At 59.6% G+C, this 25,622-nt stretch carries 19 protein-coding genes; 16 read left to right on the forward strand and 3 right to left on the reverse strand.

Annotated elements, in window-relative coordinates; translation table 11 throughout:
• The first annotated feature begins 119 nt into the window (after positions 1-119).
• The 11 genes from QMK54_RS28300 (at position 120) to QMK54_RS28350 (ending at position 14,319) form a co-directional block, all read left to right on the forward strand.
• Positions 120-2,933, forward strand: coding sequence for an LPS-assembly protein LptD (locus QMK54_RS28300; protein WP_110659298.1), 2,814 nt, complete (start codon positions 120-122; stop codon positions 2,931-2,933).
• A complete protein-coding gene (surA, locus tag QMK54_RS28305; RefSeq protein WP_411740835.1) occupies positions 2,914-4,230 on the forward strand; it encodes a peptidylprolyl isomerase SurA in 1,317 nt (438 codons plus the stop codon). The genes QMK54_RS28300 and surA overlap by 20 nt, the downstream gene beginning before the upstream one ends.
• Positions 4,227-5,216 carry a 4-hydroxythreonine-4-phosphate dehydrogenase PdxA gene (gene pdxA / locus QMK54_RS28310; protein WP_320401663.1) on the forward strand — a complete coding sequence of 330 codons (990 nt, stop codon included), beginning with the start codon at positions 4,227-4,229 and terminating at the stop codon, positions 5,214-5,216. Before surA ends, pdxA begins: the two co-directional genes overlap by 4 nt.
• Positions 5,213-6,031: a 16S rRNA (adenine(1518)-N(6)/adenine(1519)-N(6))-dimethyltransferase RsmA gene (gene rsmA / locus QMK54_RS28315; RefSeq protein WP_110658292.1), complete on the forward strand. Its 819-nt coding sequence runs from the start codon at positions 5,213-5,215 to the stop codon at positions 6,029-6,031. The genes pdxA and rsmA overlap by 4 nt, the downstream gene beginning before the upstream one ends.
• A gap of 115 nt (positions 6,032-6,146) precedes the next feature.
• A complete protein-coding gene (apaG, locus tag QMK54_RS28320) occupies positions 6,147-6,527 on the forward strand; it encodes a Co2+/Mg2+ efflux protein ApaG (RefSeq protein ID WP_007980214.1) in 381 nt (126 codons plus the stop codon).
• Positions 6,527-7,408, forward strand: a complete 882-nt coding sequence (locus QMK54_RS28325; protein WP_320401664.1) for a symmetrical bis(5'-nucleosyl)-tetraphosphatase — start codon at positions 6,527-6,529, stop codon at positions 7,406-7,408. Before apaG ends, QMK54_RS28325 begins: the two co-directional genes overlap by 1 nt.
• Before the next feature lie 33 nt (positions 7,409-7,441).
• The gene (glpE, locus tag QMK54_RS28330) at positions 7,442-7,771 is read left to right on the forward strand and encodes a thiosulfate sulfurtransferase GlpE (protein WP_320401665.1); all 330 of its coding nucleotides are present in this window, start codon (positions 7,442-7,444) and stop codon (positions 7,769-7,771) included.
• Positions 7,772-8,068: 297 nt separating this feature from the next.
• Positions 8,069-9,991: a PrkA family serine protein kinase gene (locus QMK54_RS28335; protein ID WP_053162938.1), complete on the forward strand. Its 1,923-nt coding sequence runs from the start codon at positions 8,069-8,071 to the stop codon at positions 9,989-9,991.
• A gap of 204 nt (positions 9,992-10,195) precedes the next feature.
• Positions 10,196-11,467, forward strand: coding sequence for a YeaH/YhbH family protein (locus tag QMK54_RS28340; protein ID WP_110658296.1), 1,272 nt, complete (start codon positions 10,196-10,198; stop codon positions 11,465-11,467).
• Complete coding sequence (locus QMK54_RS28345) at positions 11,464-13,026, forward strand: SpoVR family protein (RefSeq protein WP_110658297.1); 1,563 nt, start codon at positions 11,464-11,466, stop codon at positions 13,024-13,026. The genes QMK54_RS28340 and QMK54_RS28345 overlap by 4 nt, the downstream gene beginning before the upstream one ends.
• 63 nt (positions 13,027-13,089) lie before the next feature.
• The gene (locus QMK54_RS28350; RefSeq protein ID WP_320401666.1) at positions 13,090-14,319 is read left to right on the forward strand and encodes a multifunctional CCA addition/repair protein; all 1,230 of its coding nucleotides are present in this window, start codon (positions 13,090-13,092) and stop codon (positions 14,317-14,319) included.
• A gap of 85 nt (positions 14,320-14,404) precedes the next feature.
• Here the strand turns inward: QMK54_RS28350 and folK are convergent, their stop codons facing one another.
• Both folK and folB read right to left on the reverse strand, forming a co-directional pair.
• Positions 14,405-14,923: a 2-amino-4-hydroxy-6-hydroxymethyldihydropteridine diphosphokinase gene (folK, locus tag QMK54_RS28355; RefSeq protein WP_320401667.1), complete on the reverse strand. Its 519-nt coding sequence runs from the start codon at positions 14,921-14,923 to the stop codon at positions 14,405-14,407.
• A complete protein-coding gene (folB, locus tag QMK54_RS28360) occupies positions 14,914-15,270 on the reverse strand; it encodes a dihydroneopterin aldolase (RefSeq protein ID WP_110658300.1) in 357 nt (118 codons plus the stop codon). Before folB ends, folK begins: the two co-directional genes overlap by 10 nt.
• A gap of 74 nt (positions 15,271-15,344) precedes the next feature.
• Here folB and plsY point away from each other — a divergent pair, with 74 nt between their 5' ends.
• Positions 15,345-15,914 (forward strand): glycerol-3-phosphate 1-O-acyltransferase PlsY, encoded by a 570-nt coding sequence (plsY, locus tag QMK54_RS28365; protein WP_007993197.1) that lies wholly within the window; start codon positions 15,345-15,347, stop codon positions 15,912-15,914.
• A gap of 23 nt (positions 15,915-15,937) precedes the next feature.
• Here the strand turns inward: plsY and tsaD are convergent, their stop codons facing one another.
• Positions 15,938-16,963 (reverse strand): tRNA (adenosine(37)-N6)-threonylcarbamoyltransferase complex transferase subunit TsaD, encoded by a 1,026-nt coding sequence (tsaD, locus tag QMK54_RS28370; RefSeq protein WP_102700179.1) that lies wholly within the window; start codon positions 16,961-16,963, stop codon positions 15,938-15,940.
• 199 nt (positions 16,964-17,162) lie between these two features.
• Between tsaD and rpsU the strand changes: the two genes are divergently transcribed.
• The 4 genes from rpsU to QMK54_RS28390 all read left to right on the forward strand — a co-directional run bounded on the left by rpsU (position 17,163) and on the right by QMK54_RS28390 (position 25,611).
• Positions 17,163-17,378, forward strand: a complete 216-nt coding sequence (rpsU, locus tag QMK54_RS28375; protein ID WP_002551877.1) for a 30S ribosomal protein S21 — start codon at positions 17,163-17,165, stop codon at positions 17,376-17,378.
• A gap of 480 nt (positions 17,379-17,858) precedes the next feature.
• Positions 17,859-19,826, forward strand: coding sequence for a DNA primase (dnaG, locus tag QMK54_RS28380; RefSeq protein WP_008051597.1), 1,968 nt, complete (start codon positions 17,859-17,861; stop codon positions 19,824-19,826).
• Positions 19,827-19,893: 67 nt separating this feature from the next.
• On the forward strand, positions 19,894-21,741 hold the full coding sequence (gene rpoD, locus QMK54_RS28385) for an RNA polymerase sigma factor RpoD (RefSeq protein WP_110658301.1): 1,848 nt from the start codon (positions 19,894-19,896) through the stop codon (positions 21,739-21,741).
• A 123-nt stretch (positions 21,742-21,864) separates the two neighbouring features.
• Entirely contained in the window at positions 21,865-25,611 is a 3,747-nt protein-coding gene (locus QMK54_RS28390) for a bifunctional diguanylate cyclase/phosphodiesterase (RefSeq protein ID WP_223589894.1), read from the forward strand.
• The last annotated feature ends 11 nt before the right edge of the window (positions 25,612-25,622 follow it).

Below are 25,622 nucleotides of genomic sequence, written 5' to 3' on the forward strand. Positions count from 1 at the left end.
CCGACGGCGCTAGCCGTCAAGCGGGTCATGCTTTATTATCCAGCATCTTTTTCAGACCATCGAGAGGCGTGCGGCCCACACCGCGGGCAGATGGCACGCAGGAAGCCCGGACTAATAAGATGGCATTGAAATCCCCCGCGTTTCGTAAAAAATTTCCGTTGTTGGTTACCGGCAGTTTGCTGGCCCTGCAACCCCTCGCCACTTCCTATGTGGTCGCCGCGGAACAGTTTGACTGCTCAGTCTCTGCTTCGGGTTCCTGGGACTGTGCGCCAAAGGCGCCGGCGGCTGCATTGCCACCGCGTCCCGTGCATGACGGCAGCGCAGTTTCCGCCACCGGCGAAGCCCCGGCCGAGAATGGTTCCAGTGAAGACACTGGCGCCAAGCCGGTACTGGTCACCGAATCCAAAGGCCGTGGCCTGAAGTCGCGTAGCGCAGACTACAGTCACCTCGACTGGGTTCCCCGCGAGCAGCTCACCGCCGCACAATTGGCCGAAACCGGTCCTTATTGCTCTGGTTCCTATATCGAACCGATTCGTCCTGGCATGAATGACAAGACGAATAAAAGTGACGCACCTACCTTTATCGGCGCAAAAGCCTCCCGCTATAAGCAGGATGAGCAGGTCGCGACCCTGGCCGGTGACGTTGTCATGCGTCAGGGCAGCATGCAGGTCGAAGCCGACGAAGCCAACCTTTACCAGGCCGAGAGCCGTGGCGAACTGAGCGGCAACGTGCGCATTCGCGACAATGGCGCGTTGATCGTCGGCGACCACGCCGACGTGCAGCTCGACACCGGTGAAGCCAAGGTCGACAACGCCGAATACGTGATGCACAAATCACGCATCCGCGGTAATGCGCTGTACGCCAAACGTGCCGAGAACGCGATCATCCGCCTCAAGGATGGTACGTACACCACGTGCGAACCGAACAGCAACGCCTGGCAACTCAAGGGCAACAACGTCACGCTGAACCCGGCCACCGGTTTCGGTACGGCGACCAACGTGACACTGCGGGTCAAGGACATTCCGGTCCTGTACACGCCGTACATCTATTTCCCGATCGATGACCGTCGCCAGTCCGGCTTCCTGCCGCCGACCATTGGCACCGGCAGCGATACCGGCTTCATGCTGGTCACCCCGTACTACTTCAACCTGGCGCCGAACTACGATGCCACGTTGTACCCGCGCTACATGGAAAAGCACGGCTTGTTGATGGAAGGCGAATTCCGCTACCTGACCAAGTCCAGCGAAGGCCAGTTCGGTGCGGCGTACCTCAACGACGAAAGCAACGATCGCGACAAGCAGAGCGACGCCGAAAAAACCCGCTACATGTACAACTGGCAGCACAAGGGTGGTCTCGACTCGCGAGTGCTCACGCAAGTCGACTACACCAAGATCAGCGATCCGTATTACTTCCAGGATCTGCAGACCGACCAGATTGGCATAAAAAACAACGACTACGTGAACCAGCAGGGTTCCGTGACCTATCGCGGCGAGAGCTATACCGCTCGCGCGAATGCCCAGGCGTACGAATTGGCGAGCGTATCGAACATTACGCCGTACGACCGCCTGCCGCAGCTCACCCTCGACGGCATGCTGCCTTACCATCCGGAAGGCCTGGATTTCACTTACAACACCGAACTTGTGCGGTTTGATCGCGATCTGCAGAGCGGGACATACTTTGACGAGGACGGCGTCGGCAGTCCTCGCCTCGATAACAACGTTCAAGGCCTGGCTCGCGCCAACGGCGACCGCCTGAATCTCGCGCCCGCCATCAGCCTGCCGATGAACACGACGTACGGTTTCCTGACGCCGAAGCTCAAGTACCAGTACACCCAGTACCAACTGGACCTGGACGGCCTCGGCAAAAGCCAGATCGCGGCTCAGAATCAAGCCGCAGCTGCAAACGGGACTCAAAACCTCAACGGCCAGTTCGACAGCAACCAGAACCGCGGCGTACCGATCGCCAGCATCGACAGCGGCCTGTACTTCGATCGCAATACCCAGTATTTCGGCAAGAACTACCGCCAGACTCTCGAGCCGCGCCTGTTCTACCTGTACGTGCCCGAGGTCGACCAGGAAGACATCCCGGTATTCGATACCAGCGAATACACCTTCAACTATGCGTCGCTGTTCCGTGACAACCGCTTCTCCGGTTCCGACCGTGTCGGCGACGAGAATAAACTGTCCCTGGGCGTGACCAGCCGCTGGATCGAAGACGACGGTTTCGAGCGTCAACGCATCAGTGTCGGCCAGGCCTTGTACTTCAAGGACCGCGAAGTTCAGTTGCCGGGTATCGATGCAAAGACCCGCAAGGATACGCAAGCCAGCGTTTCACCTTACGCCCTGGAATACGAGTATCGTTGGAACCGCGACTGGCGTACCACGGCCGACTACAACTGGGACCCGGACAGCCGCAGCCCTCGCTCGGGCAGCGCGATGTTCCACTACCAGCCTGAAGACAACCCGAACAAGGTGGTCAACGTCGGCTATCGCTATCGCAACGACCAGATCCGTTACGACCAGAACACCGGTCAATGGACTGTGGGCGGCGGTGACTACGGCACCCCTGGCCAGCCTGGCTATGTGAAGGATTACTACAAGATCGAACAGCACGACTTCTCGGTGATCTGGCCGATCGTGCCGCAATGGAGCGCTATCAGCCGTTGGCAGTATGACTACAACCGCAACCGTACCCTGGAAGCCTTCGGTGGTTTCGAGTACGACAACTGCTGCTGGAAGCTGCGCCTGATCAACCGCTACTTCGTTGATTACGACGAGTTCAGCCAGGAAGCACCGCAAAACGAAAAAGGCGACCATGGCGTCTTCCTCCAAATTGTTCTGAAGGGACTCGGCGGCGTGACTGGCGCCAAGGTAGAGAGCTTCCTCGACAAAGGCATTCAAGGTTATCGTGAACGTGAAGACCAAGCTTTCTGATTGTCTGCGCCCGCTGATGCTGGGCGCGCTGTTCCTGACTACGGCGGCCAGTGCTGCCGTACAGTCCATCGATAAAGTGGTGGCCATCGTCGACAACGACGTGGTCATGCAGAGCCAACTGGACCACCGTGTCCGTGAAGTTCAGCAAACCATTGCCAAGCGTGGTTCTGCCGTGCCGCCGTCCAGCGTGCTGGAGCAGCAGGTACTTGAACGCCTGATCGTCGAAAACCTGCAATTGCAGATCGGCGAGCGCTCCGGCATCCGCATTACCGATGAAGAGCTGAACCAGGCTGTCGGCACCATTGCCCAACGCAACAACATGTCGGTCGAGCAGTTCCGCGCCGCCCTGACTCGCGACGGCCTGTCCTACGACGACGCACGTGAGCAGATTCGCCGCGAAATGGTCATCAGCCGCGTGCGCCAGCGTCGGGTCGCCGAACGCATTCAGGTCTCCGAGCAGGAAGTGAAGAACTTCCTGGCATCGGACCTTGGCAAGATGCAGCTGTCCGAAGAGTTTCACCTTGCCAACATCCTGATTCCAACGCCGGAAAGCGCCAATTCCGAAGCGATTCAGAATGCAGCCAAACAGGCCGATGCGATTTACCAGCAGCTCAAGCAAGGCGCTGACTTCGGTCAGTTGGCAATCGCCAAGTCCGCCAGCGAAACCGCACTGGAAGGTGGCGACATGGGCTGGCGTAAAGCCGCTCAACTGCCTCCGCCGTTCGATCGCCTGCTGAGCACCATGCCGGTGGGTGACGTCACCCAGCCAATGCGTACCCCGGGCGGCTTCATCATCCTGAAGATCCTCGACAAGCGTGGCGGCGAGACCCAGATGCGCGATGAAGTGCATGTGCGTCACATCCTGGTCAAACCGAGCCCGATCCGCGACGAAGCGAAAACCAAGGCCCTGGCCGAATCGCTCTACAGCCGTATCGCGGCTGGCGAAGACTTCGGCGAGCTGGCGAAAAGCTATTCGGAAGACCCGGGTTCGGCCCTCAACGGCGGCGACCTGAACTGGATCGACCCGAACGCGCTGGTGCCCGAGTTCCGCGAAGTGATGGCCAAGACCCCGCAAGGTCAGCTGTCCAAGCCGTTCCAGACTCAATACGGCTGGCACGTTCTGGAAGTCCTTGGCCGTCGCGCCACCGACAGCACCTCCCAGGCTCGCGAGCAGCAAGCCATGACCGTATTGCGTAACCGTAAATACGACGAAGAGCTGCAAACCTGGCTGCGTCAGATCCGTGACGAAGCGTACGTGGAAATCAAACTCCCTGGCGCCGACCAGGCAGCGCAGTGAAACCCCAACGTTTCGCGCTGACACCCGGTGAACCAGCCGGCATAGGTCCCGACCTGTGCCTGCTGCTCGCCTCGCAAGCCCAGCCCCACCCCCTGATTGCCATTACCAGCCGCGACCTGCTCATCGAGCGGGCCGCGCAACTGGGCGTGGCTGTCGACTTGCTGCCGGTCTCCCCGGACAACTGGCCGGATGCACCCGCGCCCGCCAACAGCCTGTATGTCTGGGATACACCGCTCAATGCCAAGGTCGTCGCCGGGCAACTGGACAAGGCCAACGCTGCCTTTGTCCTCGAAACCCTGACCCGCGCCGGCCAAGGCTGCCTGGACGGGGATTTCGCCGGCATGATCACCGCCCCCGTGCACAAAGGCGTGATCAACGAATCCGGCATCGCCTTTTCCGGGCACACCGAATTCCTCGCTGACCTGACCCACACCGCGCAAGTGGTGATGATGCTAGCCACTCGCGGCTTGCGCGTGGCCCTGGTGACCACTCACTTGCCCCTGCGCGAGATTGCCGATGCGATCACGCCAGAGCGCCTGGAGCGCGTCACGCGGATCCTGCACGCCGACCTGCAAAACAAATTCGGCATCGCCCAGCCACGCATCCTGGTGTGCGGGCTCAACCCGCATGCCGGCGAAGGCGGACACCTGGGCCATGAAGAAATCGATATCATCGAACCCACATTAGAGCGCTTGCGCGGCGAGGGCATGGACCTACGTGGCCCCCTGCCCGCCGACACTCTGTTTACCCCCAAATATCTGGAGCACTGCGATGCGGTGCTGGCGATGTACCACGACCAGGGCCTGCCGGTGCTGAAGTACAAAGGCTTCGGCGCGGCAGTCAACGTGACTCTCGGCTTGCCGATCATCCGCACCTCGGTCGACCACGGCACAGCCCTGGACCTGGCCGGCAGCGGCAAGATCGACACCGGCAGCCTGCAAGTCGCCCTGGAAACCGCCTACCAGATGGCCGAGACCCGTTTATGACCGAGCAATACCAACACAAGGCGCGCAAGCGCTTTGGCCAGAACTTCCTGCACGATGCCGGCGTTATCGACCGCATCCTGCGCTCCATCCATGCCAAGAGCGACGACCGCCTGCTGGAAATCGGCCCTGGCCAGGGCGCACTGACCCAGGGCCTGCTCAGCAGCGGCGCGCAACTCGACGTGGTGGAGTTGGACAAGGACCTGATCCCGATCCTCAACCAGCAGTTTGCCGGCAAGAGCAACTTCAACCTGCATCAGGGCGATGCGCTGAAGTTCGACTTCAACAGCCTGAACGCCGCGCCAGGCAGCCTGCGAGTGGTCGGCAACCTGCCGTACAACATCTCCACGCCGCTGATTTTTCACCTTTTGCATAACTCGCACCTGATTCGCGACATGCACTTCATGCTGCAAAAGGAAGTGGTCGAGCGTCTGGCTGCCGGCCCGGGCGGTGGTGACTGGGGCCGCCTGTCGATCATGGTTCAGTACCATTGCCGGGTCGAGCACCTGTTCAACGTTGGCCCGGGCGCGTTCAACCCGCCACCGAAAGTCGACTCGGCCATCGTGCGCCTGGTGCCCCACGCGGTACTGCCGCACCCGGCCAAGGATCACCGCTTGCTGGAGCGCGTCGTGCGCGAAGCGTTCAACCAGCGCCGCAAAACCCTGCGCAACACCCTCAAGCTGCTGCTGAGCAATGCCGAAATCGAAGCCGCTGGCGTCGATGGCAGCCTGCGTCCCGAGCAGCTCGACCTGGCCGCCTTCGTGCGCCTGGCCGACAAGCTCAGCGAGCAAGCGCCACAAAAGCCTGCCACTGACTGACAAGCGATGAGCGCTATCGGGTAGGACGCCACTCTGGTCTACTACCCGATACTTGGCCTAGACTGAACTCCATCAGCTACGCCCCGCGTCCCGCTTCGTTTTTAAGGCCCCTTGCATGTCCGATCCTCGCTATCAGGTCGACGTCAGCGTCGTCACCCGCTATCTGGCAGAACAATCGCAACCCGAGCACGACCGCTTTGCCTTCGCCTACACCATCACCGTGCAAAACAATGGCGAAATGCCCGCCAAACTGCTTTCACGGCACTGGGTCATCACCGATGGTGACGGGCATGTCGAAGAAGTGCGCGGCGCAGGCGTAGTCGGCCAGCAACCATTGATCGACCCCGGCAAGAGCCATACCTATAGCAGCGGCACGGTCATGACCACCAAGGTCGGCACCATGCAAGGCACCTATCAGATGCTTTCCGACGACGGCAAACATTTCGATGCCATCATTGCGCCCTTCCGCCTGGCGGTGCCCGGAGCCCTGCACTGATGGCAACGTACGCTGTCGGCGACCTGCAAGGCTGCCTTCAAGCCCTGCAATGCCTGCTCAAGCAAGTGGCGTTCGACCCTCAACGGGATCGCCTGTGGTTGGTGGGCGATCTGGTCAACCGCGGCCCGCAGTCGCTGGAAACCCTGCGCTTCCTCTATAGCATCCGCGAATCGCTGGTTTGCGTGCTCGGCAACCACGACCTGCACCTGCTGGCGGCCGGACGCAACATCGAACGCCTGAAGAAGGCCGACACCCTGCGCGAGATCATTGAAGCGCCCGATAGCGCCGAACTGCTCGAATGGCTGCGCCAGCAAAAGCTCATGCACTACGACGAACAGCGCAACGTTGCACTGGTCCATGCCGGCATTCCACCGCAGTGGTCGTTGCGCAAAGCCTTGAAATGTGCCGCCGAAGTCGAGACTGCCTTGCGTGACGACAACCTGTTGCCACCCTACCTCGATGGCATGTACGGCAACGACCCGGCGAAATGGGACAACGACCTCAAAGGCGTGACGCGCCTGCGAGTGATCACCAACTATTTCACGCGCATGCGCTTTTGCACCGCCGAAGGCAAACTCGATCTCAAGAGCAAGGAAGGCCTCGATACCGCGCCACCTGGGTACAAGCCCTGGTTCCAGCACAAGGATCGCAAGACCAAGGATGTGAAAATCATCTTCGGCCACTGGGCCGCGCTTGAAGGTAACGTCCATGAGCCGGGTATCTCGGCCCTCGACACCGGCTGCGTCTGGGGCGGCGCCCTGACCCTGATGGACGTCGACAGCCTTGAGCGCCTGTCCTGCAAATGCGACGAACACGGCCATGCCGTGCCGCCAGTCGCCTCATCCATTTCCCAAACATCGCCAGCCAGCGCGCCGCGCTAGACTGCCCATTCAGCCGAGCCACAGGAGCCCGCCATGAGCGAATTCAAACGTATCCCCCCGGAACAGGCCCAGACCCTGCGCGAACAAGGCGCAGTGGTGGTCGACGTCCGCGACCCGGCCACTTTTGCCGCCCTGCACATCGCAGGCTCCAAGCATCTGGACAATCATTCCCTGCACGCTTTCATCCAAGGCGCCGACCTCGATGCACCGACCGTAGTGGTCTGTTATCACGGCAATTCCAGCCAGGGTGCGGCCGCCTACCTGATCAGCCAGGGCTTCTCCGACGTCTACAGCATGGATGGCGGATTCGAGTTGTGGCGTACGACCTATCCTGCGGAAACGGCGCAAGCCACTTCCGAATAATTTTTTTGTAACGTTGCAGGCCCCGGCTCCCGCGGGCTAGCGCGGTGGCAGACGAACGGTCTGCCACAACTAATTACGTATCTCGCCTTTACCTCCCGAATTCCCAACTATCCTTAAGCCCAGGCCATCCAAAACAGGGGAGAGCCGGTACACCGGCGCACGGGTCATCGGGAGTAGCTTTCGGAGTCGTCAGCTCCGGGAGAGTTCTGGGGGGTAAACAGCAATCGCCTGTACGGTTGCTGCCAGCATCGACTGAGTGATCCGGCGTCGGCTCCACGTATCGAGCGAGGTGACGTCATGAGTATCTTTAGCCACTTCCAACAACGCTTCGAGTCCACACGCCAGGAAGAACTCTCTCTGCAGGAGTATCTTGAGCTGTGCAAAAAGGACCGCAGCGCCTACGTATCCGCCGCCGAGCGTCTGCTGCTGGCCATCGGTGAACCGGAACTGCTCGACACCTCGACCAACTCGAGACTGTCGCGCATCTTCTCCAACAAGGTCATCCGCCGCTATCCGGCCTTTGAAGACTTCCACGGGATGGAAGAATGCATCGACCAGATCGTGTCGTATTTCCGCCACGCCGCTCAAGGTCTGGAAGAGAAGAAACAGATCCTTTACCTGCTCGGCCCTGTCGGTGGCGGTAAATCGTCCCTGGCCGAGAAGCTGAAACAACTGATTGAAAAAGTGCCCTTCTATGCGATCAAGGGCTCGCCGGTGTTCGAGTCGCCCCTGGGTCTGTTCAACTCCACTGAAGATGGAGCGATCCTCGAGGAAGATTTCGGCATTCCACGGCGCTACCTCAACACCATCATGTCGCCATGGGCGACCAAGCGCCTGGCCGAATTCGGTGGCGACATCAGCCAGTTCCGCGTGGTGAAACTCTACCCGTCGATCCTCAACCAGATCGCTGTGGCCAAGACCGAACCTGGTGACGAAAACAACCAGGACATCTCGGCGCTGGTGGGCAAGGTCGATATCCGCAAACTGGAGGAGTTCCCGCAGAACGACGCCGACGCCTACAGCTACTCGGGCGCCCTGTGCCGGGCCAACCAGGGCCTGATGGAGTTCGTGGAGATGTTCAAGGCACCGATCAAGGTGCTGCACCCACTGCTGACCGCCACCCAGGAAGGTAACTACAACAGTACCGAAGGCCTCGGCGCGATTCCGTTCACCGGGATCCTGCTGGCTCACTCCAACGAATCGGAGTGGCACACCTTCCGCAACAACAAGAACAACGAAGCCTTCATCGACCGGATCTATATCGTCAAGGTGCCGTACTGCCTGCGGGTCAGTGACGAAGTGAAGATCTACGACAAGCTGCTGTTCAACAGTTCGCTGGCCAAGGCGCACTGCGCGCCGGACACCCTGAAGATGCTGGCCCAGTTCACCGTGCTCTCGCGCCTCAAGGAGCCGGAAAACTCCAACATCTATTCGAAAATGCGCGTGTACGACGGTGAGAACCTCAAGGATACCGATCCGAAAGCCAAGTCGATCCAGGAATACCGCGACAACGCCGGTGTCGACGAAGGCATGAACGGTCTCTCCACCCGCTTCGCGTTCAAGATCCTGTCGAAGGTGTTCAACTTCGACCCGCACGAAATCGCCGCCAACCCGGTGCATCTGCTCTATGTGCTGGAGCAACAGATCGAACAGGAACAGTTCCAGGCCGAGACCCGCGAACGCTATCTGCGCTTCCTCAAGGAGTACCTGGCACCGCGCTACATCGAATTCATCGGCAAGGAGATCCAGACCGCCTACCTCGAGTCCTATAGCGAGTACGGCCAGAACATCTTCGATCGTTATGTGCTGTACGCCGACTTCTGGATCCAGGACCAGGAATACCGCGATCCGGAAACCGGCGAAATCCTCAACCGCGTAGCCCTGAACGAAGAACTGGAGAAAATCGAGAAACCGGCCGGCATCAGCAATCCGAAGGATTTCCGCAACGAAATCGTCAACTTCGTCCTGCGTGCCCGGGCCAACAACAACGGCAAGAACCCTACCTGGCTCAGCTACGAAAAACTGCGGGTGGTTATCGAGAAGAAAATGTTCTCCAACACCGAGGACCTGCTGCCAGTCATCAGCTTCAATGCCAAGGCCAGCAAAGAGGACCAGCAGAAACACAACGACTTCGTCACACGGATGGTCGAGCGGGGCTACACCGACAAACAGGTACGACTGCTGTCCGAGTGGTACTTGCGGGTCAGAAAATCACAATAACCCGCTGCCGGTCAGACCGGTTGTCGTCAGCCAGAGACCTGTGTGCGCTTTTTCTGTTACACAGGCCTCTGGAAGGTGTTCGAAAGTCGGTAGCGAGTTCAGGCAGCATCCAAAGCGCTTGGGGGAGCGTTCAATATCCCTCGGCTCTCGGTTCGATGCTGTATCACCGCTCGCCCCTTTCAGGACAGCTTCTAAGGAGCAGTCATGAGCTATGTGATCGACCGACGTCTCAATGGCAAGAACAAGAGCACGGTAAACCGCCAGCGGTTTCTGCGACGCTACCGTGATCACATCAAGAAGGCTGTCGAAGAGGCGGTCAGTCGGCGTTCCATTACCGATATGGAACACGGCGAACAAATCAGCATTCCCGGCCGCGACATCGACGAGCCGGTGCTCCACCACGGGCGCGGCGGCAAGCAAACGGTCGTGCACCCGGGCAACAAGGAATTCACCAGCGGCGAACATATCGCCCGCCCACCGGGAGGTGGTGGCGGTCGAGGTCCCGGCAAGGCCGGCAATTCCGGCGAAGGGATGGATGAGTTTGTCTTCCAGATCACCCAGGAAGAGTTCCTCGAATTCATGTTCGAGGACCTTGAGCTGCCAAACCTGGTCAAGCGCAACCTGACCGGCACCGATACCTTCAAGACCGTACGTGCCGGGATCAGCAGCGAGGGCAACCCGTCGCGGATCAACATCATCCGTACCCTGCGTTCAGCCCATGCCCGACGGATCGCCCTGTCCGGCAGCAGCCGGGCAAAACTGCGCGAAGCCAAGGAAGAACTTCTGCGACTCAAGCAGGAAGAACCCGATAACTTCGGCGATATTCAGAAAGTCGAAGAAGAAATCGAAAAACTCAGTGCGCGCATTCATCGCATCCCGTTCCTCGACACGTTCGACCTCAAGTACAACCTGCTGATCAAACAACCCAATCCCAGCTCCAAGGCCGTGATGTTCTGCCTGATGGACGTGTCCGGCTCAATGACCCAGGCGACCAAGGACATCGCCAAGCGCTTCTTTATCCTGCTGTATCTGTTTCTCAAGCGTAACTACGACAAAATCGACGTCGTATTCATCCGCCATCACACCAGTGCCCGCGAAGTGGATGAAGAGGAGTTTTTCTACTCCCGGGAGACCGGCGGCACCATTGTCTCCAGCGCCCTGAAACTGATGCAGGAAATCATGGCCGAGCGTTACCCGAGCAACGAGTGGAACATCTACGCCGCCCAGGCTTCCGACGGTGACAACTGGAACGACGACTCGCCGATCTGCCGTGACATCCTGATCAACCAGATCATGCCGTTCGTGCAGTACTACACTTACGTTGAGATCACCCCGCGCGAACACCAGGCCCTATGGTTCGAATACGAGCGCATCGCCGAAGCCTTTTCCGACACGTTTGCCCAGCAACAACTGGTCTCGGCCGGGGATATCTATCCGGTCTTCCGTGAACTCTTCCAGCGCAGGTTAGTGACATGACCGCCAAAGAGCAGAAGCGCCAACCCATTTCCACCGGCTCCGAATGGACGTTCGAGCTGATCCAGGCGTACGACCGCGAAATCAGTCGTATTGCGGCCGGTTATGCCCTCGATACGTACCCCAACCAGATCGAAGTGATCACCGCCGAACAGATGATGGACGCCTACGCCTCGGTCGGTATGCCGCTGGGTTATCACCACTGGTCCTACGGCAAACACTTCCTCAGCACTGAAAAGTCCTACAGCCGCGGCCAGATGGGGCTGGCCTACGAGATCGTGATCAACTCCGACCCGTGCATCGCCTACCTGATGGAAGAAAACACCATCTGCATGCAGGCGCTGGTGGTGGCCCATGCCTGCTACGGCCACAACAGCTTTTTCAAAGGCAATTACCTGTTCCGCACCTGGACCGACGCCAGCTCAATCATCGATTACCTGGTCTTTGCCAAGCAGTACATCATGCAGTGCGAAGAACGCCACGGTATCGACGCGGTCGAGGACCTGCTCGACTCCTGCCATGCGCTGATGAACTATGGTGTCGACCGCTACAAACGCCCCTATCCGATCTCTGCGGAAGAAGAACGTCGCCGACAAAAGGACCGGGAGGAGCATTTACAGAAACAGATCAACGATCTGTGGCGCACCATTCCCAAGGGCGCGGACAAGTACAGCGACAAGGACAACGCACGCTTCCCCGCCGAACCTCAGGAAAACATCCTGTATTTCATCGAAAAACATGCACCGCTGCTGGAGCCATGGCAACGGGAAATCGTGCGCATCGTGCGCAAGATCGCCCAGTATTTTTATCCACAGCGTCAGACCCAGGTGATGAACGAGGGTTGGGCCACGTTCTGGCACTACACCCTGATGAACGACCTGTACGACGAGGGCCTGGTCACCGACGGCTTCATGATGGAGTTCCTGACGTCCCACACCAGCGTGGTGTTCCAGCCGGGCTTCGATAGCCCTTACTACAGCGGTATCAACCCCTACGCCTTGGGTTTTGCCATGTACCGCGACATCCGGCGCATGTGCGAAGAACCTACGGAAGAAGATCGCCGCTGGTTCCCTGACATTGCCGGTACCGACTGGCTTGCAGCCATCAAGTTCGCCATGAGCAGCTTCAAGGATGAGAGCTTCATCCTGCAGTACCTGTCGCCCAAGGTGATCCGCGACCTGAAGCTGTTCAGCATTCTCGATGACGACCAGAAGGACGACCTGCTGGTACCCGCCATTCATGACGAAGGTGGCTACCGCATCATCCGAGAAACCCTCGCGGCGCAGTACAACCTGGGCAATCGCGAACCCAACGTGCAGATCTACAGCATCGACCGGCGTGGTGACCGCTCCCTAACCCTGCGTCACCAGCAACACGACCGCAAACCGCTAGGGGAGTCGACCGAAGAAGTACTCAAACACTTGCACCGCTTGTGGGGATTCGACATTCACCTGGAAACCCTGCAAGGGGAAACCGTGATGAAAACCCACCATGTACCACCCAGAAACGAGCACAGCGAAGGTGATTACGGGCGCCTGGACCTGGCTGTCATCCATCTTTGATCCGGCTTGTACCTCCGAAAGCTCGATGCAACGGTTATCCTGTCGAGCTAACGGAGGTTTTTTATGCGTATTTATAAAGTCGGTGGCGCGGTTCGTGATCGCCTGCTGGGCAAACCGGTTACCGATATCGACTGGGTCGTGGTCGGCGCCACCACCGAAGAAATGCTCGCCAAGGGTTTCCGCCCGGTAGGTGCGGATTTCCCGGTGTTCCTTCATCCAAAAAGCGGTGAGGAATACGCCCTTGCCCGCACCGAGCGCAAAAGCGGACGCGGTTACGGCGGATTCACCTTTCACGCCAGCCCTGAGGTCACCCTCGAAGAAGATCTGATCCGTCGCGACCTGACCATCAATGCCATGGCCGAAGACGATCAGCAGAACCTGACCGACCCGTACCACGGCCAGCGGGATCTCGAAGCACGTCTGCTTCGCCATGTTTCCCCGGCATTTGCCGAAGATCCACTCCGTGTCCTGCGTGTTGCCCGCTTTGCGGCGCGTTATGCGGCGCTGGGCTTTACCGTCGCCCCGGAAACCCTGGAACTGATGCGCCAACTCAGCGACTCAGGCGAGCTTGAAGCACTGACCCCGGAGCGCAGCTGGAAGGAAATCTCCCGCGCCCTGATGGAAGATCAGCCGCAGGTATTCGTTGAGGTTTTGCGCGCCTGCGGCGCCCTCAAGGTGCTGATGCCGGAGGTAGATGCACTGTTTGGGGTACCGCAACCACCCGCCCATCACCCCGAAATCGATACAGGCGCGCATACCCTGGGTGTGTTGCAGCAAGCCGCCACTCACAAACAACCGCTGACCGTGCGCTGGGCCTGCCTGCTGCACGACCTGGGCAAAGGCCTGACGCCAGAGCAAGAATGGCCGCGACACATTGCCCACGAGTTCAAGGGCCTGAAGCTGATCAAAGCGGTCAATGAACGCTTCAAGGTGCCGAGGGACTGCCAGGAACTGGCGCTGCTGGTGGGCGAGTATCACACCCATGGCCATCGCGCCCTTGAGCTGAAGCCATCGACGCTGTTGGAGTTGCTGCAGAGCTTCGACATTTACCGTCGGCCACAACGGTTTGAGGAGTTCATCGCGGCATGCGAGATGGATGCGCGTGGGCGCGAAGGGCTGGAAGAAAGAAGTTATCCACAGGCGGATTATTTGCGCGGCGCGGCAACTGCGGCTCGTAGCGTGGCGGTTCAGCCCTTGCTGGAGAAAGGCTTCAAGGGGCCGGAGTTGGGTGAGGCGATCAAGCGTGAGCGGCTAAAAGCCTTGAAGGCTTACAAAGAGACTGCGTCGACCTGACTGACGCCATCGCGGGCAAGCCCGCTCCTACAGGGATCGCATCGTACCTGTGGGAGCGGGCTTGCTCGCGAAGAGGCCGGTCAGGTCACAACAAATCTGAAGGCGTCAATTGCTCGCCACGCCACTCGAAAGCTACCGGCGCCAGCACCTGATCAATCTGCGCTTCACTCCACAAGGTCGCAAAGTTCTTGCCTACGCCCGGGTGCACGCGATCCGGCGCTATCAACGACAACGGCCACAGAACGAACGCATTTTTCAGGATTTCTGCCCGAGGCAAGACCAGGCCATCGAAGTTGCCCACCAGGTCACCGAACAACAACACGTCGATATCCAGAGGCAATCCTCGGCGATCAGGTGCATAACGACCGTTATCCGCCTCGATGAACTTCAATCGACGATCAAGCTCAATCAGCGGCAGATCGGTATAAGCCGACACCACGAAATTGAAGAACGGCCCGCTCTTGATGCCCACAGGCTGACTTTCGAACACCGCGGAACAACGGATATCCACAAGAAACGCCGCCAATGCATCGAGCCCAGCCTGCAAATGGGTTTCACGCTCGATATTGCTACCGAGCCCGAGGTACACCTGAGTCAGCGACATCCGCGCTCGATCTCCACACCCACACCGCCAATGGCAGCCGGGACGGCACCGGGCTTGGTCAGCTTCAGGCGCATCCAGGTGATTTTGAATTCGCTCATCAGCACTTCAACCAGGCGTTCGGCGAAGGTTTCGACCAGCAGGAATTGCGCCTGCTCGGCAAATGCCTGGATGCGCGAGGAAACACTGGCGTAGTCGAGCGCCAGGGTCAGGTCATCACCGGCTGCGGCCGGGCGATTATCCCAGGCGAAGCTCAGATCAAGACGCAAGCACTGTCGGATGCCTCGCTCCCAGTCGTAGGCACCGATCACCGTGTCGACTTCCAGGCCCTCGATAAACACTCTGTCCAAGCACTTCTCTCCGCTACACGACAAGGGCGCAATGCGCCGTTAGAATCAGGGCGTCCTCGCCCGGAATAGTTAGCATGTTTTGGTTACTGGCGATCCTCGCCTACCTGCTCGGCTCTCTGTCCTTTGCCATTTTGCTCAGCCGCCTGACCGGTAACCCCGATCCGCGAATGAGTGGCTCGGGCAATGCCGGCGCCACCAACATGTTGCGCCTGGCCGGCAAGAAACTCGCCATCCTGACCCTGCTCGGCGACCTTTGCAAAGGCCTGCTGCCGGTATTGATTGCGCGTCTTGCCGGTCTTTCGCAGCAGGAACAGGCCTGGATCGGCGTCTATGCCGTTATCGGCCATCTGTTTCCGTTGTACTTCCGCTTTCGCGGCGGCAAAGGTGTCGCCACCGCGGCCGGCATGCTGCTGGGGCTATACCCGCCCGCAGCCCTTCTGGCGGTCTGCGCCTGGCTCCTGACGTTCTACCTGACCCGCACCAGCTCCCTGGCCGCCCTGATCGCCACGCCCCTGACCCTGCCGTTGCTGGCCTGGCAAGAGCCGGCCGCCCTGCTGCCCATGAGCACGCTCACCGGGCTGATCGTCTGGCGTCATCGCGGCAATCTACGCGACCTGTTCGCCGGGCGCGAACGGCATTTCTAGCGACCAGACACGAGCACCGCTCATCACAACGCCGACAACTGCTCCATCGGCCAGCGCGCCTGTACGCTGATCGCCAGGCTTTCCTGCTGGCCGGCCTGCAAGCGCTGGCAGCCGGCAAAGGCGATCATCGCGCCGTTATCGGTGCAGAACTGCGGACGGGCATAAAAAACATCGCCCTTCATATCGCCGAGCATTTTTTCCAGGGAAGTGCGCAACGCCTTGTTGGCACTGACGCCCCCAGCGATCACCAGGCGCTTCATGCCGGCGGCCTTCAGGGCACGCTTGCACTTGATGGTCAAAGTCTCCACCACGGCCTGCTGGAACGCCAGCGCGATGTCGCATTGGGCTTGCTCGCCGTCGTCCCCAGCGCTGACACACTGTTGCCAGGTGTTCAACGCAAAGGTTTTCAAGCCACTGAAGCTGAAATCCAGGCCCGGGCGGTCGCACATCGGACGCGGGAAGACGAAACGTCCTGCAACGCCCTGCTCTGCAAGGCGAGCGATCTCCGGTCCGCCCGGATAATTGAGGCCCATCATCTTGGCCGTCTTGTCGAAAGCTTCGCCGGCAGCGTCATCAAGGGTCTCGCCCAAGAGCGTGTACTGACCAATTCCGTCGACCTGAACCAGTTGCGTATGGCCACCGGACACCAACAAAGCGACGAACGGGAATTCTGGCGGTTGCGACTCCAGCATCGGCGCCAGCAAGTGGCCTTCCATGTGATGCACGCCGAGGGCTGGAATGCCCCAGGCAAAGGCCAGCGCCTGGGCGCAGGAAGCCCCTACCAGCAAGGCACCGACCAGGCCAGGACCCGCGGTGTAGGCGATCGCATCGATCTCGGTCGGCACGCAGTCGGCCTCGGCCAACACCTGACGAATCAAGGGCAGCATGCGCTTGACGTGATCGCGTGAAGCCAGCTCCGGCACCACGCCACCATAGGCGCGGTGCAGGTCGATCTGACTGAACAGCGCGTCGGCCAGCAGGCCGCGTTCACTGTCATATAATGCGACACCAGTTTCGTCGCAGGAGGTTTCTAATCCCAGTACTAGCATGGGTTTGCGCCTTGTTTAGGCTGAATTCGAAGGCGCGCATAATAGTCGTCGCGTGATGCCCCGACCAGCGGTTTTCGATCAGAGGCTTTGCATTCCGAGCGATGAGGGGTTAACATCCGCAACCCTTAAAAACCGACGTCTTCAAGTGCTCTTTTGCCGCGAGGATGTTGACCCCGGTAATGAATGAAGGTAGCTCTGGATGCCAGCCGTCAAAGTAAAAGAGAACGAACCCTTCGACGTAGCTCTGCGTCGTTTCAAGCGCTCCTGCGAAAAAGCCGGTGTACTGGCTGAAGTTCGTAGCCGCGAATTTTACGAGAAGCCAACTTCTGAGCGTAAGCGCAAAGCAGCAGCCGCTGTTAAGCGTCACGCCAAGAAAGTTCAGCGCGAACAGCGCCGCGCCGTTCGTCTGTACTAATACACAGACGATCGTAGCAAGCTTCTGCCAAGCCCGGCCCTCAGCCGGGCTTATGGCATTTGCGTAAAACGCTTGATGCTTCACTGTCGAAGCCGCAGACGCGACCGAGACAAATCTGCTTCACCGCGTCAGACCTGGCTCTTTTGCCAGCGGTGCACGTCTTTTCTGACGAGCCTTTCAAGGCTACTGACGAGCACACCCACTGATTCCTCTCACGACGATCAGCCCAAGGCGCCTGCTTGCGTGCCAAATGATGAGCTATCCGAGGCCTGTTACTGGCCGCAGCCGGATTCAGCGCAACACATTCGAACAGTCGAATACTGATGGCATTAACGTCAGTGGATTTTCGGCAGATACACTTCCCGACAGCGATTACGCAGACGACACTGGTCGAGCCGCACACTTTGCGCGCCTCAAGCAATGACCGCGTTCGGTCGCCGTACGTTTCGGGTCCCTTTCAGCGCAGATGACGAGAACGCCATGGCCGGGTTAATTCCCCAGAGCTTCATTGACGACCTTCTGAACCGCACCGACATCGTCGACGTGGTCAGCTCGCGCCTGCAACTGAAAAAAGCCGGCAAGAACCACACTGCCTGCTGTCCGTTCCATAAAGAAAAGACTCCGTCGTTCAGCGTCAGCCCCGACAAGCAGTTCTATTACTGCTTCGGCTGCGGCGCTGGCGGCAACGCCCTCGGCTTCATCATGGACCACGACAACCTGGATTTCGTCCAGGCTGTCGAAGAACTGGCCAAAGCCGCCGGCATGGAAATCCCCCGCGAAGAAAGCGGCCGACCGCATAAACCACGGCAGCCGACCGATTCGCCGCTGTACCCGCTCCTGAGCGCCGCTGCCGACTTTTATCGCCAGGCCCTGAAAAGCCATCCATCGCGCAAGGCCGCCGTGGAATACCTGAAAGGTCGCGGGCTGACCGGCGAAATCGCCCGGGACTTCGGCCTCGGCTTTGCGCCACCTGGCTGGGACAACCTGTTCAAGCACTTGAGCAGCGATACCCTGCAACAAAAAGCCATGATCGATGCCGGCTTGCTGATCGAAAACGCCGAAAGCGGTAAACGCTACGACCGCTTCCGCGACCGCGTGATGTTTCCGATCCGCGACAGTCGCGGGCGCGTCATCGCCTTTGGCGGCCGGGTATTGGGCGACGACAAGCCGAAATACCTGAACTCCCCGGAAACCCCGGTTTTCCATAAAGGCCAGGAACTCTACGGCCTGTACGAAGCGCGCAAGACCAACCGCAACCTCGACGAGATCATCGTCGTCGAGGGCTACATGGACGTCATTGCCCTGGCCCAGCAAGGCCTGCGCAATGCCGTCGCGACCCTGGGCACCGCCACCAGCGAGGAGCACCTCAAGCGACTGTTTCGTGTCGTACCGAGCGTGCTGTTCTGTTTCGACGGTGACCAGGCCGGCCGCAATGCCGCATGGCGGGCGCTGGAGGCGACACTGTCGAGCTTGCAGGACGGTCGCCGTGCACGTTTCCTGTTCCTGCCCGAAGGCGAAGACCCGGACACCCTGGTGCGCTCCGAAGGCACCGACGCCTTCCGCGCACGGATCAACCAGCATGCGCAGCCTCTGGCCGATTACTTCTTCCAGCAATTGACCGAAGAAGCCGATCCGCGCTCGCTCGAGGGCAAGGCGCACATGGCCACCCTCGCCGCGCCGCTGATCGACAAAGTCCCGGGCGCCAACCTGCGCACCCTGATGCGTCAGCGCCTGAGCGAAATCACCGGCCTTAGTGGCGAAGCGGTGAGCCAGTTGGCACAAAGCGCCCCGCAGGAAGCACCGCCGGCCTACGACCCGGGCATCGATTACGACGCAATGCCCGATTACAGCGACTATCATCAGCCGCAGGCACAGGAAATGTATGTGCCGCAGCAGGAATGGACGCCGAAGAAGCCCGGTGCAGGAGGCAAGAAATGGGACAAGAAACCGTGGGACAAGAATGGCAAACGGGGCGGTGATCGTGATCAACCCCGCGCGCCACGGGTGCCCGCCGCCGTAGAACCGCCAACCCTCGCCGCCTTGCGCACGTTGCTGCATCACCCGCAACTGGCCGAAAAAGTCGAGGATGCCGGGCACTTCGCCGCCGAGGATCACACCAACACACAATTGCTGGTGGCGCTGCTCGAAGCCGTGCAGAAGAATCCCAAGCTAAACTCAATTCAGCTGATTGCCCGTTGGCACGGCACAGAACAAGGCCGCCTGCTCAAGGCCCTGGCGGAAAAGGAATGGCTGATTGATGGAGATAACCTTGAACAACAGTTTTTCGACACCATTACTAGCTTGTCAGCCCGCCAACGCGAGCGAAACCTGGAACAACTTCTCAGAAAAGCGCGTCAAAGCGAATTGACCAGCGAAGAGAAAAATCAACTGCGCGACCTCTTGAGTCGCAATGTTTCCGCATCAAACCCGACCTCAACTGGCGCGTGAGGTCATAGCTCAGGTATAATCCTCGGCTTGTTTTTTGCCCGCCAAGACCTTCAGTGGATAGGGTGTTATGTCCGGAAAAGCGCAACAGCAGTCTCGTATCAAAGAGTTGATCACACTTGGTCGTGAGCAGGGCTACCTGACTTACGCGGAGGTCAACGACCACCTGCCGGAGGATATTTCAGATCCGGAACAGGTGGAAGACATCATCCGCATGATCAATGACATGGGGATCAACGTATTCGAGGTTGCGCCAGATAAGGATTCCCTTATGCTGGCCGACGCCGATACCGACGAAGCCGCAGCCGAAGAGGCCGCTGCAGCGTTGGCTGCGGTCGAGACCGACATTGGTCGCACTACCGACCCGGTGCGCATGTACATGCGCGAAATGGGTACGGTGGAGCTCCTCACTCGTGAAGGCGAAATTGAAATCGCCAAGCGTATTGAAGAGGGCATCCGTGAGGTGATGAGCGCAATCGCGCACTTCCCTGGCACGGTTGATCATATTCTCTCCGAGTACACCCGCGTCACCACCGAAGGTGGTCGCCTGTCCGACGTCCTGAGCGGTTATATCGACCCGGACGACGGCATCGCGCCGCCTGCGGCAGAAGTGCCGCCGCCGATCGACGCGAAAGCCGTAAAAGCGGATGACGACTCCGACGACGATGAAGCCGAATCTTCCGATGACGAAGAAGAAGCCGAAAGCGGCCCGGATCCGATCATCGCTGCCCAGCGTTTTGGCGCTGTGGCCGATCAGATGGAAATCACCCGCAAGGCGCTGAAAAAGCACGGTCGCAACAACAAGGCAGCGATTGCCGAACTGTTGGCCCTGGCCGAGCTGTTCATGCCGATCAAACTGGTGCCGAAGCAATTCGAAGGCCTGGTCGAGCGTGTTCGCAGTGCCCTGGATCGCCTGCGTCAGCAAGAGCGCGCAATCATGCAGCTCTGCGTTCGTGATGCGCGCATGCCGCGTGCAGACTTCCTGCGCCAGTTCCCGGGCAACGAAGTCGACGAAAGCTGGAGTGATGCCCTGGCCAAAGGCAAAGGCAAATACGCTGAAGCCATTGGTCGTCTGCAGCCGGACATCATCCGTTGCCAGCAGAAGCTGACCGCGCTGGAAACCGAAACCGGTTTGACCATCGCTGAAATCAAGGACATCAACCGTCGCATGTCGATCGGTGAGGCCAAGGCCCGCCGCGCGAAGAAAGAGATGGTTGAAGCGAACTTGCGTCTGGTGATCTCGATCGCCAAGAAGTACACCAACCGTGGCCTGCAATTCCTTGATCTGATCCAGGAAGGCAACATCGGCTTGATGAAAGCGGTAGACAAGTTCGAATACCGTCGCGGCTACAAATTCTCGACTTATGCCACCTGGTGGATCCGTCAGGCGATCACTCGCTCGATCGCCGACCAGGCCCGCACCATCCGTATTCCGGTGCACATGATCGAGACGATCAACAAGCTCAACCGCATTTCCCGGCAGATGCTGCAGGAAATGGGTCGCGAACCGACCCCGGAAGAGCTGGGCGAACGCATGGAAATGCCTGAGGACAAGATCCGCAAGGTATTGAAGATCGCTAAAGAGCCGATCTCCATGGAAACCCCGATCGGTGATGACGAAGACTCCCATCTGGGTGACTTCATCGAAGACTCGACCATGCAGTCGCCAATCGATGTTGCAACCGTTGAGAGCCTTAAAGAAGCGACTCGCGAAGTGCTGTCCGGCCTCACTGCCCGTGAAGCCAAGGTACTGCGCATGCGCTTCGGTATCGACATGAATACCGACCACACCCTCGAGGAGGTTGGTAAGCAGTTCGACGTTACCCGTGAGCGGATTCGTCAGATCGAAGCCAAGGCGCTGCGCAAGCTGCGCCACCCGACGAGAAGCGAGCATCTGCGCTCCTTCCTCGACGAGTGATACCAGAACCCCCGGCCCAAGCCGGGGGTTTTGTTTTATGGCAGATTAATATCTCAGCACCTCCCCTCCGCCTCGTAGCCCGTCTACACTCGAAACATTCCCCCGAGCCATAACGAGACCGTTATGCCCAGACTGCCGACCGTGCTTTTTTTGCTGTCGCTGATGACCTGGACCGCAACGGCTGGCGCTCTGACTCTCACTGACGATGAACGTAGCTGGCTGGCGGCTCACCCGGACTTGCGCCTGGGTGTCGATGCGTCGTGGCCGCCTTTCGAGTTTCGTGACGATGGAGGCCGCTACCAGGGCCTTGCCGCGGATTACATCGAGGTCATCCGCAAAAGGCTGGCGACCCGGCTTACGCCCATCGAGCCGGTGAGCTGGACCGTCGTCCTGGAGCAAGCCAAAAAGGGCAAAATTGACCTGCTGCCCGGCATCATGTCGACCCCAGAGCGTCAGAACTACCTGTCATTCACCCGCCCCTACCTGGACTTTCCGATTGTCATCCTGGCCCACGTCGGGGGCCCCCAGCCACACAACCTGGAAGACTTGTACGGCCTGAAAATCGCCGTGGTGGAAAACTACGCCCCCCACGAACTGTTGCGCACCCATAATCCCGACCTGAACCTGGTGGCGATGCCCAACGTCAGCTCGGCGTTGCAGGCGCTGGCCACCGACGCAGTGGATGCCGTGGTGGGCGATCTGGCGTCCAGCGTCTGGAGCCTGCGCCAACTCAAGCTCGACGGGTTGTATGTCAGCGGTGAAACCCCCTATCGCTATCAAATGGCCATGGCTGTGCCACGCGACAACACAATACTCGTTGGCATTCTCGACAAAGTCCTGGCGGACATGAGTCCCGCCGAAATCAGCGCCATTCAGGAGCATTGGGTCGGCAACGTCCTCGATCATCGAACATTCTGGAATGACCTGCTGGTGTATGGCCTGCCCGGATTGCTGCTGTTGACCATGGTGCTGGCGGCAGTTATCCGCATCAACCGCCGCTTGAGTTCAGAAATCGCCCGCCGGGTCGATCTTGAACAGGAACTGCGCAGCAGCGAGTACCACTACCGCGGCCTGGTGGAGAGCCTGTCAGCCATCGCCTGGGAAGCCAAAGTCACCGACTACACCTACAGCTATGTATCGCCCCACGCCGAAGACCTTCTCGGTTATCCCCTGTCCCATTGGCTGATTCCGGGCTTTTGGCGCAACATCATTCACCCCGCCGACCTGATCCGCGCCCAGACTTTCTGTGATCACGAAGTGCTGGCCGGACGCGATCACAGCCTCGATTACCGGGTGATCACCGCCGACGGCCGCTGCCTGTGGGTACGCGATATCGTCAGCCTGATCGAACACGGGCATGAGCCGGTGATGCGCGGGCTGATGATCGACATCACCGAGGCCAAGCGCACCGAAGAAGCGCTGCGCCTGTCGGAACAGAAATTCGCTTCCGTGTTCCAGCAATGCCCTGACATTCTGGTGATCGCGCGCCTGAGCGACGGTTGCCTGCTGGAGGTCAACGAAGCGTTCGAAGAACAGATCGGCCTGAAGGCCGAGGACGTCATTGGCCAGACCGCCACCAACCTGAACATCTGGGGGATTCCCGGTGTCGGGCCAGGCCTGCTGCAACGCTTGCAGGCCGGCAGCATCCGCAACCTGGAAATGCCCTTTCGGCGCAGCAACGGCCAGGTGTTTACCGGCCTGATCTCCGCCGAGCCCTTTGACCTGGACATGACACCGGCGCTGGTGGTCGTGGTGCGGGACATCACCCAGCTCAAGGAAACCCAGCAACAACTGCAAACGTCCGAAGAAAAGTTCGCCAAGGCCTTCCATGCATCCCCCGACGGCCTGCTGCTGTCGCGGCAAAGTGACGGTTTGCTGCTGGAGGTCAACGAGGGTTTCAGCCGCATCACCGGATTCAATAGCGCCATGTCGGTGGATCGCTCGGTGCTGGAACTGGGGATCTGGGTCAACCTCAATGAACGCAAGCAAATGCTCGACCTGCTGCACCGGGACGGTTTTGTCCGTGACTTCAGCTGCCATATCCGCCGCAGCGACGGACAGATCCGCCTCTGCGAAGTGTCCAGCCGTCCGCTGCCGATTGGCGATGAGGACTGCATGTTGACCATCGCCCGGGACATCACCGAGCGGCACTTGATGCAGGAAAAACTGCAGCAGGCCGCCACCGTGTTCGAAAGCACCGCCGAAGGCGTGTTGATCACCGACACTCAGCAGCACATCAGCGCAGTCAACCGGGCCTTCACCGAAATCACCGGTTACAGCGAAAGCGAAGCGCTGGGCCACACACCGCGCCTGCTCGCCTCGGGCCTGCATGACAGCGCGTTCTATGCGGCCATGTGGCATCAATTGACCGCTGAAGGTCACTGGCAGGGCGAAATTTCCAATCGGCGCAAGAATGGCGAGCTGTACCCGAGCTGGCTGACCATCAGTGCCGTGCGCAACCGCGACAAGTTCATCACCCACTTTGTCGCGGTGTTCGCCGACATATCCAGCCTCAAGCATGCTCAGGCCAAACTCGACTACCAGGCGCACCACGACCCGCTGACCGGCCTGCCGAACCGCACGCTGTTCGAAAGCCGCCTGCTGACGGCACTCACCAGCCAGCAGGAACATGGCGGCCAGGGCGCCGTGCTGTTCCTCGACCTTGACCGCTTCAAACACATCAACGACAGCCTCGGCCACCCGGTCGGCGACCTGCTGCTCAAGGGCATCGCCGTACGTCTCCGGGAGCAGCTGCGTGACATCGACACCGTGGCACGCCTGGGCGGTGACGAGTTCATTATCCTGCTGCCGGGCCTGCAACAACCCAGTGATGCCGACAATATCGCCACCAAACTGCTCAATTGTTTCGCCGCGCCGTTCCAGGCCGGCGAACACGAGTTTTTCATCAGTGCCAGCATCGGCACCAGCCTCTATCCGAAAGATGGCTGCGACGTTGCCACACTGATCAAGAACGCCGACGCCGCGATGTACCGCTCCAAGGCCAAGGGTCGCAACCGCGTCGAAAGCTACACCCGCGACCTCACCGCCCAGGCCAGCGAACGCGTGGCGCTGGAACACGAACTGCGCCGCGCCATCGAACGCAACGAGTTGCACCTGTGCTACCAACCGAAAATCAGCCTCGAAGACTACAGCCTGGTCGGCGCCGAAGCCCTGATCCGCTGGCGTCATCCGACCTTTGGCGACGTGCCGCGGGAACACTTCATCCCGCTGGCTGAAGAAAACGGCATGATCCTGCAGATCGGCGACTGGGTCCTGGAAACCGCCTGCCGGCAGATGGCCGAATGGCACCGGCTGTACGAAAGTCCCGGACCGCTGTCGGTCAACCTTGCCGGCGCCCAATTGCGCCAGCCCAACCTGCTGGGTCGTATCGAACAGTTGCTCAAGGACAACGGTCTCAACCCGGGTTTCCTGCAACTGGAAATCACCGAAAACTTCATCATGAGCCAGGCCGAAGAAGCGCTGGCGGTACTGCATCAACTCAAAAATCTGGGCGTACAACTGGCCATCGATGACTTCGGCACCGGTTACTCCTCCTTGAGTTACCTCAAGCGCCTGCCGCTGGATATCCTCAAGATCGACCAGTCCTTCGTCCGCGGCCTGCCAGACGATCCCCACGACGCGGCGATCGTCCGCGCCATCATCGCCCTTGGCCGCAGCATGCAATTCACCGTCATTGCCGAAGGAGTCGAGACCCAGGCGCAGCAGCAATTCCTGGCCTATGAGGGGTGTTCGCAAATCCAGGGCTACATCGTCAGCCTGCCCCTGCCCGCCGACGAATTTGCCGCAACGTTTCTTCGTACAACAGTAATGGCTTTTTCGGATAGCACAGCCGCGAAACCGTCGCTATAATCCGCGACCTA

This window comes from Pseudomonas sp. P5_109 (assembly GCF_034009455.1).
Classification (GTDB): Bacteria; Pseudomonadota; Gammaproteobacteria; order Pseudomonadales; family Pseudomonadaceae; genus Aquipseudomonas.